The organism is Aquamicrobium sp. (assembly GCF_023954335.1).
GTDB lineage: Bacteria > Pseudomonadota > Alphaproteobacteria > Rhizobiales > Rhizobiaceae > Aerobium.
On the sequence record NZ_JAMLIE010000003.1, the window covers coordinates 43,940 to 55,557 of the forward strand.

Below are 11,618 nucleotides of genomic sequence, written 5' to 3' on the forward strand. Positions count from 1 at the left end.
ATGGACCTTTTCATCCAGTTGCTGGTGAACGGGATCGCCAATGGCAGCCAGTACGCGCTGCTGGGCATCGGTTTCGCCCTGATATTCGGCACGACCGGGATCGCCCATTTCGCGTACGGCCCCCTGTTCGCGGCCTCGGCCTATATCATCTGGTGGCTCGTCATGATGGGCATCCCCTTCGTGCCGGCCATCCTGATAGCGGTCGCCGTTTCCGCCCTGCTGGGCATGGCGAGCTACGTTCTGGTTTACCAGCCGCTGGTTGAACGGGACAGCTCGGCCTTCGTCATCCTCGTGACGTCGCTGGGCCTGTTCATCATCATCACCAACCTGATCAGCATCATCTTCGGCACCGACGCCAAGACGCTGAACAATGTCGGCTATGGCATCTACTTCATCGGCGATGCCGTGGTCAGCGGCATCCAGATCGCGCAGGTGATCCTGCTCGGCGCGGTGGCGCTGCTATTGCAACTGTTCCTGAAACACACCGGCTGGGGCCAGGCCATCCGCGCCGTGACCAACAACCCGGAAATGGCGCGCGTGGTCGGCATCGACACCCACAAGGTGGTGCTGATGGTCTTCGCCGCCGGCTCCGGCATCGCCTGCCTCGCCTCCGCCTGCCTGCTCCTGCGCGACGGCGCCTCCACCCATGTCGGCTTCCTGTCGGTGTTCTATGCCTTCATCGCCGTGGTGGTCGGCGGCGTCGGCTCGATCTGGGGGGCGGTCATCGGCGGCCTCGCCCTCGGCCTGCTCGAAAGCATCGGCATGTGGAAGCTGCCGTCCGAGTGGCAGTCGACCATCGCCTTCCTCGTCCTGTTCGTCGTCATCCTGTGGCGTCCGACCGGCCTGCTGAAGGGGCAGTGAGCGATGGATTACCTCTACCACATCCTCGTCGTCATCTGCATCTACTCGATCCTGGCCACGTCGATGAACATCGTCATCGGCCTGGCGGGCATGTTCGCCCTGTGCCATGCGGTGTTCTACGCCGCCGGGGCCTACAGCTCGGCGATCCTGACCACCATGTATGGCTGGCCGCCCGTCGCCGCCGCGGGCTTCGGCGTCGCCTTCGCCGCGCTGCTCGGCTCGGCCACCGCCTTGCCGGCCCTGCGCGTCGGCGGGCACTATCTCGTCATCATCACGCTCGCGCTCCAGGTGATCTCCGTCGATTTCCTGCGCAACGTCCCGGGCCTGACCGGCGGCCCCGACGGCATCAGCGGCATTCCGCGCATCGTCATCGGCCCGATCGTCTTCGACACCGCGCGCGAGATGCTGTTCCTGGCCGTGCCGGTCGCCGTCGCGGTCTACCTCGTCTGCCAGCGGCTCGGGCATTCGCCCTTCGGCCGCGCCATGCGGGCGATGCGCGAGAACGAGAGCGCGGCGATCTCGATCGGCAAGAACGCGCTCAGGCTCAAGCTCGCCGCCTTCGCCCTGTCGGCCGGCTTCGCGGCCCTCGCCGGCAGCCTGATGGCCCACTACATCGTTTTCGTCAGCCCGCATTCCTACCGCGCCGAGGAGACGATCCTCATCCTGGCGATGATCATCCTCGGCGGCATCGGCAACTTCACCGGCTCGGTGCTCGGCGCGCTCATCCTCGTGCTGCTGCCGGAGGCGATGAAGTTCCTGCCGCTGCCGCTCGGCACGGCCGACCTCCTGCGCAACGTCATCTACGGGCTGATCCTCATCCTGATGCTGCGCTTCCGGCCCGGCGGCCTGCTGCCCGAGACCAGCAATCTCGGCAAGCGCTCGGCCAGGGGCGGCGAGAGCCAGCCCGAGGCGATGGCGATCACCGCCTTCGCCGCGCCGGAGGGCGAGACGACGCTGTCCTGTGAGGGCCTCAACAAGACCTTCGGCGGCGTGGTCGCGGCGCGGAACGTCGACCTCGCGCTGCCCGCGCGGCGCATCACCGGGCTGATCGGGCCGAACGGCGCCGGCAAGACCACGGTGTTCAACATGCTGACGGGCTTCCTCAAGCCGTCGTCGGGGCGCATCAGGCTGCGCGGCGAGGACATCACCGACACGCCGCCGTCGCGGATCGTCACCAGGGGGGTCGCGCGCTCCTTCCAGGACCTGCGCCTGTTCCGCCGCATGACCGTGCTGGAGAACGTGCTGGTCGCCTTCCCGCGCCAGCGGGGCGACAATCTGGTGCGCAGCATCTGCACGCCGTGGAGCGTCGACGCCGAGGACCGGCGGCTGACCGCGCGGGCGCGCCAGATCCTCGCCTTCATCGGCCTCGGCCACCGCGCCGACGAGCTGGCCGACAACCTGTCCTATGCCGAGGAGAAGCTGCTGGTGATCGCCCGCGTCATCGCCACCGAGGCCGAGGTGACGCTGCTCGACGAGCCGCTGTCGGGCCTCGATCCGAACACGCTGGCGCGCGTGCTGCCGGTGCTGCGCGAGATGGCGGCCAAGGGGCGCACGATCTGCCTGATCGAGCACAATCTCGAGGTGATCCGCGAGGTCTGCAACGAGGTTCTCTATCTCGAATCCGGCGAGGTGGCGGCCAAGGGCAGCGCCGAGGAGCTGATGAACAATCCGCGCGTGTTGGAGAACTACATCCAATGACCACGGCACCCCATTTCTTCGCCGTATCCAACCTCTCGGTCGGCTACGGCAAGCGCCCCGTCTGCACCGATGTCAGCTTCTCCATCGATGCCGGCGCCATCCTCCTGATGCTGGGCCACAACGGCGCGGGCAAGTCGACGCTGGTCAAGTCGCTGTTCGGCCTGATCCGGCCGCGCGCGGGACATGTCCGCCTCGCCGGCGAGGAGATCGGCGGCCGCGACCCGCGCGAGAACGTGCTGCAGGGCTTCGCCTTCGTCCCGCAGGGCCATCCCGTCTTCAGCCGGCTGACGGTCGAGGAGAACCTTCGTCTCGGCGGCTTCGTGCTCAACGACAAGGCGCGGGTGCAGGCGGAGATGGACAAGGTCTACGCGCTGTTCCCGGTGCTCGCGGCGCGGCGCAGGCAGAGCGCCGGCACGCTTTCGGGCGGCCAGCAACAGATGCTGGCCATCGGCATGGCGCTTGTGCTGTCGCCGCGGCTCCTGATCCTCGACGAGCCCTCGATCGGCCTTGCCCCCAGCCTGGTCGGCTCGGTGATGGAAAGCGTCGCCGCGATCCGCGACGCGCTCGGCACGGCGATCCTCCTCGTCGAGCAGAACGTCGAGAAGAGCCTGCCCATCGCCAACAGCGTGATGATCCTGCGCACCGGACGCGTCGTCTATGCCGGCGCGCCCGAGCCGCTGACGGATCGCCGACGCCTCATCGAATATTTCTGACGACAGGAGACATCGCGTGAAGAAGATTCTGATTGTCGGCGCCCTCGGCGCTGTCGGGCGCTGCGTGCTCGAGCATTTCGAGACGCTTCAGGACTGGCAGATCGTCGGCGCGGCGCGCCGCGCGCCGGACTTCCCGACCCGCGCCGACTGGGTGCAGGTCGACCTGCGCGACGACGCGGATTCGGCCGCCAAGCTTTCCGAGCTGCGCGGCATCACCCACATCGCCTATACCGCGGTCTACGAGAAGAGCGACGTGACGCGCGGCTGGTCCGAGATGGACCATGTGACGACCAACCTCGCCATGTTGCAGAACCTCGTGCGCAACGTCGAGAAGAACAATCCGGGCCTGCGGCACATCACGCTGCTCCAGGGCACCAAGGCCTATGGCGGCCATCTCGGGCCGTTCCGCCAGCCGGCCCGCGAGAGCGACCCGCGCTACATGCCGCCGAACTTCTACTACAACCAGATGGACTGGATCGCGGAGGAGCAGCAGGGCAAGGACTGGACGTGGTCGATCCTGCGGCCGCAGATCGTCTGCGGCATCGCCATCGGCTCGCCGCTGAACATCATCACCGCCATCGGCGTGTTCGCCTCGGTCTCGCGCGAATACGGCATGCCGCTGCGCTTCCCGGGCGGCGTCGAGCGCATCGGCGAGGCCACCGACGCGCGCCTGATCGCCAGGGCGATCGAATGGGCGGCCACCAGCCCCAACAGCCACAACGAGGTGTTCAACATCACCAATGGCGACGTCTATGTCTGGCACAATGTCTGGCCGAAGGTCGCCGAGCTGTTCGGCATGGAGCTCGCGCCCGCGCATCCCTTCTCGCTGGCGCGCGTCATGCCCGAGAACGAGCCGGTCTGGGACGCGATGGTCGCGAAATACGGCCTCCAGCCCTACAAGTACAAGGAGATCGTGCCGTCCTGGCAGTTCGCCGACTTCCTCCTCGGCTACGGCCAGCGCCCCAACCCGCACCATATGAGCACGATCAAGATCCGGCAGGCCGGCTTCGCCGACTGCATCGACACCGAGGCGATGTTCGTCGAGCTGCTCGGCGAGCTCCAGAACCGCAAGATCCTGCCGAGGTGAGACCGCAGCCATGACCGCGCCCATGACAGCCCAGTGGGACACCATCGCCGCGCTCGTGCGGGCGCGGGGCCGCGAACGGCCCGACGACCTCGCCTTCGAGATCGCCGGCCGCGCGATGAGCTATCGCGAGGTCGACGCGGCCTCGGACCGCGTGGCGGCCGGCCTCGCCGCGCGCGGCATCGCCAGGGGCGACCGCGTCGTCAGCTTCGCCTACAACTGCCCCGAGCAGGTCCTGACCTGGTTCGGCTGCATGAAGCTCGGCGCGGTGTGGGCGCCGCTGAATGTCGGCCTTCTGGGCGAAGACCTCGCCTATTGCCTGCGCGACCTCGCGCCGTCGCTGATGGTGGTCGATGCCGAGAACTTTCCCAAGCTGAAGGACGTCGCCGACCGGACGCCGGCCTTTCCGGTCGTCCTGATCGACGGCGTAGAGGATGGGCCGGAACCCTTCGCCGCGCTGCTCGCGGGCGCGGGCCCGTGCCCGGATGTCGAGCTCGGGCCGGGCGATCCGGCGGTGGTGATCTATACCGGCGGCACGACGGGCATGCCCAAGGGCGTGCTGCTGCCGCAATTCGCCTGGATCGCCGCCGGCTACCGCTACATCGAGGCCTTCGACGTCCGCCCCGGCGACTGCCACTACAGCGTCTGCCCGCTGTTCCACAATTCCGGGCTGATGCTGGGCCTGATCGGCCCCTACGTCGCCGGCATTCCGACCCATCTGGAGCGCTGGTTCAGCGTCAGCCGCTTCTGGGAGCGCGTGCGCGACACCGGCGCGACGGTCCTCGACCCGATCGGCACCATGGTCACGCTGCTGTGCCAGCAGCCGCCGTCCGAGCAGGACCGCAACCACCGGGCGCGCGTCGCCATCGGCGTCCTGACGCAGGTGCCCGAAGGCGTCGGCCAGACCTTCCGCGAGCGCTTCGGCGTCGAGACCGTCAACGTCTACTCCCTCTCCGAGAGCGGCGGCGTGCTGATCGTCCACAACCCCGTCGGCTCGCCGAAGCCGGAATCGAACGGCAGGGGCGGCGAGCGCTGCGACATCGCCATCCTTGACACGAGCGACCGCCCGGTGCCGCCGCGCACCATCGGCGAGATCTGCCTGCGGCCCAAACAGGCCCACACCTTCATGCTGGGCTATCTGAACCACCCCGAGCGCACGCTTGAATGCTGGCGCAACCTGTGGCTGCACACGGGCGATCTCGGCTATGTGGACGAGGACGGATACCTGTTCTTCGTCGGCCGCCACGCGCACTGGCTGCGCGTCAACGGCGAGAACGTCTCGGCCTACGAGGTCGAGAACGTGCTCAGCCTCTATCCCGGCCTCGAGGAGGTCATCGTCATCGGCGTGCCGTCCGAGCTCGGCGAGGAGGCCGTCAAGGCGTTTGTCCGCAGCGAGGCCGTCGTCGACCCCGCCGAGCTCTATCGCTGGGCGCTGCCGCGCATGGCGACGTTCAAGCTGCCGCGCTTCATCGAGCAGGTCGAGGAGTTCCCCCGCTCGGCTACCAAGCGCGAGGTCGAGCGCCACAAGCTGCGCGCCCTGCCGAACGACAAGGCGTGGGACGCCCACCGCGTCTTCGGCCGTCCGCGCCGCGCGAAGACAGTCTGAGGAAGCACGGATGAGCCGCCAGATCCCGACGTTTCCGGTCGCCTTGACGAGGTCAGAAACGGTATTCTATATGCAGAATGATGCAGAACCCCCCGAAACTCGTCCCCGCACTGGTCAGCGGCATCGCTATCCTGCGTCTCATCAGCCAGAGCAACGAGCCGCTGCGCGTGGCGCAGATATCGCAGTCGCTCGGGCTGAATCCCAGCACCTGCTTCAACATTCTCAAGACCTTCACCCATCTCGGCTGGCTGCGCTTCGACCCCGTCGCCAAGCACTATTCGCTGGCGCTGGGCGTTCTGGAGGTGGCGTCGAGCCTGCTCAGGCAGGGCGCCATCCCGCTGATCCGGCCCTATATGGAGCAGGTCGCGCAGGCCTACGGCGTCACCGTGCTGCTGTGGCAGCGGACGTCGGCCTATCGCCTGACGCTGGTGGACAAGACCGAGCCGATGGACGCGGCGATCCGGGTCCAGCTCGTCATCGGCCAGCGTTTCCCGGCGCTCATCGGCGCCATCGGGCGCAGCTTCGCGGCCAGCATCGGCATGGACCGGGCCGGGCTTCAGGAGCAGTTCAGGACGCTGCGCTGGCAGGCGGCCCCGACCTTCGAGGAATACTGGCAGGGCGTGGAGAGCGCCCGGCGGCTGGGCTACGGCACCGACCGGGAGAACTTCCAGATCGGCGTCAACGGCATCGGCGTCATGATCGACAGCCGCAGCGGCGTGCCGTCCATGGGCCTGTCGACCATCTGGGTGGGCAACCGCTTTTCCGAGGCGCAGCTGGATGCCATCGGCACCCGGCTCAAGGAGCTTGCCGCGGAGCTGACCCGCAACGGCGCGGTGCCGGACTACGAAGACAGGCGCTGAGCGCCGGGCCCGCCGCGCGCCCTGACGGCAGGGGGGCGCGCGGATGATCTCCCCCTTCGTTTCGGGCGTCGGCATCACGCCGGTCGGGCGGCTGGAAGGCAGCAACGCGCCGGGCCTCATCTCCTCGGCCGCGCTGGCGGCGCTGCGCGACGCCGCGCTCGGGCCCGCCGACATCGACGGCTTCCTCACCGCCTATTCCATCAGCTATCCGCACCTGATGCTGGCGTCCGTGCTCAGCGAGGGGCTGGGGCTGGCGCCGAAGGTCTGCGCCGCCGTGCAGGCCGGCGGCGCGACGGCGGCCATCCTGGTGATGCAGGCCGTCGATCTCGTGCGCTCGGGGCGCTGCCGCAACGTGCTGGTGGCGCTGGGCGACAACCGCCTGACCGGGGTGGGCCGCGACGGGACGGTGGCGCTGCTGTCGCGCATCGGCCATCCGGTGTTCGAGCAGCCCTTCGGCATCAGCGTCCCGGCGGCCTACGCGCTGGTGGCGCAGCGCTACATGGCCGATTACGGCACCACCAGCGAAGACCTCGCCGACATCGCCGTACTGCATCGCGCCCACGCCGCGCTGCATCCGCTGGCGCACATGCGCGAGCCGATAAGCCGGGACGACGTCCTGTCCTCGCGCATGATCGCGAGCCCCCTGCACATGCTCGACTGCTGCCTCATCTCCGACGGCGCGGCGGCGGTGGTGGTCAGCGCCGAGGACGGGCGCGCCGACGCCGCCCGCCCGGCGGTGCGCGTCATCGGCGCGGGGCAGGCCCACACCCACGAGCACATCGTCGCCGCCCGGTCGCTGACTGAGTTCGCCTGCAAGGACGCCGCCGCCCGGGCGATGGCCGAGGCGGGGGTGCGCCACGACGATATCGGCGTGCTGGGCATCTATGACAGCTTCACCATCACGCTGGCGGTGCAGCTCGAATCCATGGGTTTCGTCCAGCCCGGCGAGACCGGGCGCGCCGTCGCTTCCGGCGTCTTCTCGCGCTACGGCAAGCACCCGCTGAACCTCCATGGCGGCCTTCTCTCCTTCGGCCATTCCGGCGCGGCGGGCGGGATGTTCCACGTCGTCGAGGTGGTCGAGCAGTTGCGCGGCACCGCAGGGGCGCGGCAGGCGCAGGGGCAGAAAATCGGCTTCGTGCACAATGACGGCGGGATCCTCTCCGCCCATTGCAGCCTTGTTCTTGCGAGGGATTGAGCATGCCAGCGCCCGACGATTACGCGCCACCCTACAGCGGCTACCTTGAAGGCTGCGCCGAGCAGCGCCTCGTCATGGCGCGCTGCGACGATTGCGCGAGCTGGCAGCTCCCCGCCTTCTTCACCTGCCGCGCCTGCGGCGGCCGCGACCTGTCACCGGCCACGGCGTCGGGGCGCGGCACGGTCGCCTCCTTCACCGAGGTCCATCGCGGCTCAAACGCCTTCTTCGCCGCGCGCACGCCCTACGTGATCTGCCTCGTCGACCTCGACGAGGGGCCGCGGCTGATGATGCAGGGCAGGGGGCGGGTGGCGATCGGCGCCGCGGTCACGGTCGGCTTCGCCGCCGACACGCCGGACGGGCAGCCCGCGCCCTTCGCCGCCGTGGAGAGCCCCGATGCTGTTTGACGATTTCGTCGAGAACCGCAAGCTCGGCGAGAGCCGCTACCGGATCCGCCCGGACCTCGTCGCCCAGTGGCGCGACCTTTACGGCCGCGCGTCCGGCGCCGCCGCGGGCGGGCGCATCCCGATCGGGTTCCTGCCCATCATCAAGATGTGCGCCTATATGGAGGCCTGCCCGGTCAGGCCTCCCGGCAACATCCATGGCGAGCAGAGCTACGACATCGGCGACCTGCCGAGGATCGGCGACACCGTCGTCACCGACGTCGAGTGCGCCCGCAAGGAGGTGCGCAACGGCCGCCGCTGGATCCACATCCGCACCCGCACCTATGACGGCGAAAGCGGCCGCGAATACGCGACGGGCACCATGAAGATCGCCTGGGCGAGGTAGGACGACACGATGAAACCGCAAAGCCTGACGATCACCCAGGCGGAGATCGACTTCTACGCCCGGCTGACCAACGACGCCAATCCGATCCATACCGACCCGGACTTCGCGGCGTCGACGGCGATGGGCGGCACGATCGCGCACGGCACCATGTCGCTCGGGCTGCTGTGGATCATGATCGAGGACCTGTGCCCCGGCAATGTCTGCCCCGCGCGGCTGCGCGTGCGGTTCACGGCGCCGGTCCGGCCCGGCGACACGGTCACGGCCGGGGGCGAGTTGTCGAAGGGGACAGGCGACTATAGCGTCTGGGTCCGCAACCAGCGCGGCGAGACGATCATCGGCGGAAAGCTGGAACTGTCCGGGGAGCTGCAGGCATGAGCACGCTGTATTACGAGGACATCGAGACCGGCGCGCGCTGGCGCACGGCCGGCCGCACCGTCACCGAGGCCGACAGCACCATGTTCTCGATGCTGTCGGGCGACTGGAACCCGATCCATTGCAACGAGGACTACGCGCGCCGGAGCCGCTTCGGCCAGCGCATCGTCGCCGGCATCTTCGGCCTGTCGCTCATCACCGGGGCGATGAACCAGTGGGGCATATTCGAGACCTCGGCGCTCGCCATGCTCAACATCCGCGACTGGCAGTTCAGGAAGCCGATCCTGATCGGCACCACGCTGATCGTGCAGATGGAGATAACCGGCAAGCGGCTCGTCTCGTCCGGCGCGACCGGGATCATCGAGCGCCGGTTCGACCTCCTCGATCCCGCCGACGAGGTGATCCAGACCGGCTTCAGCGACATGATGATCGCCCGCAAGCCCCAGCCCTGAGGATCGACGGCGAACCGGGCCGGCTCCGTCGCGCGCTTCTCAGCGCCCCACGGTGCGGCCCTGCGGCGGCAGGACGGTCTCGCCGCCGCTCGCGACGAGCTGGCCGCGCAGGAAGGTCGCCTCGATCCGGCCGGTGAAGTCCTCGCCGTCGAAGAGCGACCAGCCGCAACGGCTGCGGAGCCATGTTTCGTCGACGCGCCATGTCCTGCCGAGATCGACGAGGACGATGTCGGCATGCTTGCCGACGGCGATCTCGCCCTTGTCCTCGAAGCCGAGAATAGCGGCCGGCGTGGAGGAGAGGGCCGCGACGGCGCGCCCGAGCGTGATGCGCCCCTGCGCCACCGCCGTCAGCATGAACGGCAGGGACGTCTGGACGCCGGGAATGCCCGCCGCGCCCTTGGGATAGGGCACCTGCTTCTCCTCGGGCAGGTGCGGCGCGTGGTCGGTGCCGATGGCATCGATGACCCCGGCATTCAGCGCGTCCCACAGCGCGCTGCGATGCTCTTCGCCGCGAATGGGCGGGTTCATCAGCGCCAGCACGTCGAAGCGGTCGTAGACGCCGGGCGCCGCGAATGCGAGGTGGTTGATCGTCACGTCGCCCGTCGCGACGTCGCGGCTCCGCGCCAGCAGGGCGCATTCTTCGGCTGAAGACACGCCCATGACGTGGACGCGCTTTCCGTGGCGCCGCGCGGCGGCGACCACGCGCTCCAGACCGATGCAGGCCATGCGCGGGTCGCGCCAGTCGCCGTGCGAGCGCACGTCGCCGGGGCGGATGTGCTCGGCGGCGCGGGCGTTGAGCCGGCTTTCGTCCCCGACATGGACCATGACGCGCCGGGCGACGCGCCGGAAGATCGCGTTGATCAGGGCATCGTCGTCGACGACGATGCCGCCCGTGGTCGTCGACATGAAGATCTCGATGCCGGCGCAGCCGGGCGTCGCCTCCGCCCCGGCGAGCAGGTCGAGATTGTCGACGGTCGCGGCGAAGGCGAAGGCGGCGTCGCAATGAAGCCGGCCTTCGGCCAGCGCGATCTTCGTTTCGAGCCCGGCCGCGTCCGCCACCGGCGGGCTGGTGTTGGCCGATTCCATGACGCAGGTGACGCCGCCGAGGATCGCGGCGCGCGAGCCGCTTTCGATGTCCTCCTTGTGCGTCATTCCCGGTTCGCGGAAGTGAACCTGAAGGTCGATGCATCCGGGCAGGGCGTGCAGCCCCTGCGCGTCGACGATCGCCGCCGCCGCGTCGGGCGACAGCGCGCCCAGCGCCGCGATCCTGCCGTCGCGGATGCCGATGTCCAGCCTTTCCTCGCCGCCCCTGCCGACGACCGTCGCGCCGCGGATCACCGTGTCGAATTGCGTTGTCATGGGGTTCCTCCGGGGTGGACGGCCTGCGGGACGGGGCAGGCATCCCGGTCGCCGTGGAGCGGCCGGGACAGCCCGGTTCAGATGATTGCCTGGGTTGCGGACAGATGATCCGTCACCAGCATGTGGCTCGGATTGTGGGTGATGCAGATGCGCGGCTTCGCCTGGCGGATGGCGCTCTGGGGCGTGACGCCGCAGGCCCAGAACACCGGGATCTCGTCGTCGCGCATGTCCGAGGCGACGCCGAAATCGTGCTTGTCGATGTCGATGCCCAGAAGGTCGGGCCGGCCGATATGGACCGGCGCGCCGTGGACGGAGGGGAAGCGGGTCGTGACCTGTGTCACCCGCACCACGTTGGCCGGGGAGAACGGCCGCATCGACACGACCATGCCGCCGCGGAACGGGCCGCTGGCCTTGGTCTCGATGTTGGTGATGTACATCGGGCAGTCGACGCCGCTCTCGACATGCCGCATCGGCACGCCCGCGTCGAGGATGGCCTGCTCGAAGGAGAGCGAGCAGCCGATGACGAAGGCGACGAAGTCGTCCTGCCACAGTGAGAACGGCGGTGGAAAACTAGACCACGGTAGCGGCGGGATAGTCCTGCTGCGGGCGGCGTAAAATCCGGCCACCTATTT

Annotated in this window: 13 protein-coding genes; 11 read left to right on the forward strand and 2 right to left on the reverse strand. The window is 68.7% G+C overall.

The genetic code is table 11. From position 1 onward, the window contains the following. The 11 genes from M9945_RS17665 to M9945_RS17715 all read left to right on the forward strand — a co-directional run bounded on the left by M9945_RS17665 (position 1) and on the right by M9945_RS17715 (position 9,627). Entirely contained in the window at positions 1-861 is an 861-nt protein-coding gene (locus M9945_RS17665) for a branched-chain amino acid ABC transporter permease (protein ID WP_367945653.1), read from the forward strand. A gap of 3 nt (positions 862-864) precedes the next feature. Continuing rightward, positions 865-2,559 carry an ATP-binding cassette domain-containing protein gene (locus M9945_RS17670; protein WP_367945654.1) on the forward strand — a complete coding sequence of 565 codons (1,695 nt, stop codon included), beginning with the start codon at positions 865-867 and terminating at the stop codon, positions 2,557-2,559. Continuing rightward, on the forward strand, positions 2,556-3,272 hold the full coding sequence (locus M9945_RS17675) for an ABC transporter ATP-binding protein (protein ID WP_367945655.1): 717 nt from the start codon (positions 2,556-2,558) through the stop codon (positions 3,270-3,272). The genes M9945_RS17670 and M9945_RS17675 overlap by 4 nt, the downstream gene beginning before the upstream one ends. Before the next feature lie 16 nt (positions 3,273-3,288). Beyond that, positions 3,289-4,359, forward strand: coding sequence for an SDR family oxidoreductase (locus M9945_RS17680; protein ID WP_367945656.1), 1,071 nt, complete (start codon positions 3,289-3,291; stop codon positions 4,357-4,359). A 10-nt stretch (positions 4,360-4,369) separates the two neighbouring features. Beyond that, on the forward strand, positions 4,370-5,962 hold the full coding sequence (locus M9945_RS17685; protein ID WP_367945657.1) for an AMP-binding protein: 1,593 nt from the start codon (positions 4,370-4,372) through the stop codon (positions 5,960-5,962). A gap of 77 nt (positions 5,963-6,039) precedes the next feature. After that, positions 6,040-6,822, forward strand: a complete 783-nt coding sequence (locus M9945_RS17690; protein WP_367945658.1) for an IclR family transcriptional regulator — start codon at positions 6,040-6,042, stop codon at positions 6,820-6,822. Between the two features lie 43 nt (positions 6,823-6,865). Then, a complete protein-coding gene (locus M9945_RS17695; protein ID WP_367945659.1) occupies positions 6,866-8,017 on the forward strand; it encodes a thiolase family protein in 1,152 nt (383 codons plus the stop codon). 2 nt (positions 8,018-8,019) lie between these two features. Further along, positions 8,020-8,421, forward strand: a complete 402-nt coding sequence (locus tag M9945_RS17700) for a Zn-ribbon domain-containing OB-fold protein (RefSeq protein ID WP_367945660.1) — start codon at positions 8,020-8,022, stop codon at positions 8,419-8,421. Continuing rightward, a complete protein-coding gene (locus tag M9945_RS17705) occupies positions 8,411-8,803 on the forward strand; it encodes a hypothetical protein (protein ID WP_367945661.1) in 393 nt (130 codons plus the stop codon). The genes M9945_RS17700 and M9945_RS17705 overlap by 11 nt, the downstream gene beginning before the upstream one ends. Positions 8,804-8,812: 9 nt before the next feature. Then, entirely contained in the window at positions 8,813-9,178 is a 366-nt protein-coding gene (locus M9945_RS17710; RefSeq protein WP_367945662.1) for a MaoC family dehydratase, read from the forward strand. After that, positions 9,175-9,627: a MaoC/PaaZ C-terminal domain-containing protein gene (locus tag M9945_RS17715; RefSeq protein WP_367945663.1), complete on the forward strand. Its 453-nt coding sequence runs from the start codon at positions 9,175-9,177 to the stop codon at positions 9,625-9,627. The genes M9945_RS17710 and M9945_RS17715 overlap by 4 nt, the downstream gene beginning before the upstream one ends. Before the next feature lie 39 nt (positions 9,628-9,666). Here the strand turns inward: M9945_RS17715 and M9945_RS17720 are convergent, their stop codons facing one another. After that, entirely contained in the window at positions 9,667-10,986 is a 1,320-nt protein-coding gene (locus M9945_RS17720; RefSeq protein ID WP_367945664.1) for a dihydroorotase, read from the reverse strand. 77 nt (positions 10,987-11,063) lie between these two features. Next, a complete protein-coding gene (locus M9945_RS17725; RefSeq protein ID WP_367945665.1) occupies positions 11,064-11,612 on the reverse strand; it encodes a DUF1445 domain-containing protein in 549 nt (182 codons plus the stop codon). Between the last annotated feature and the right edge of the window lie 6 nt (positions 11,613-11,618).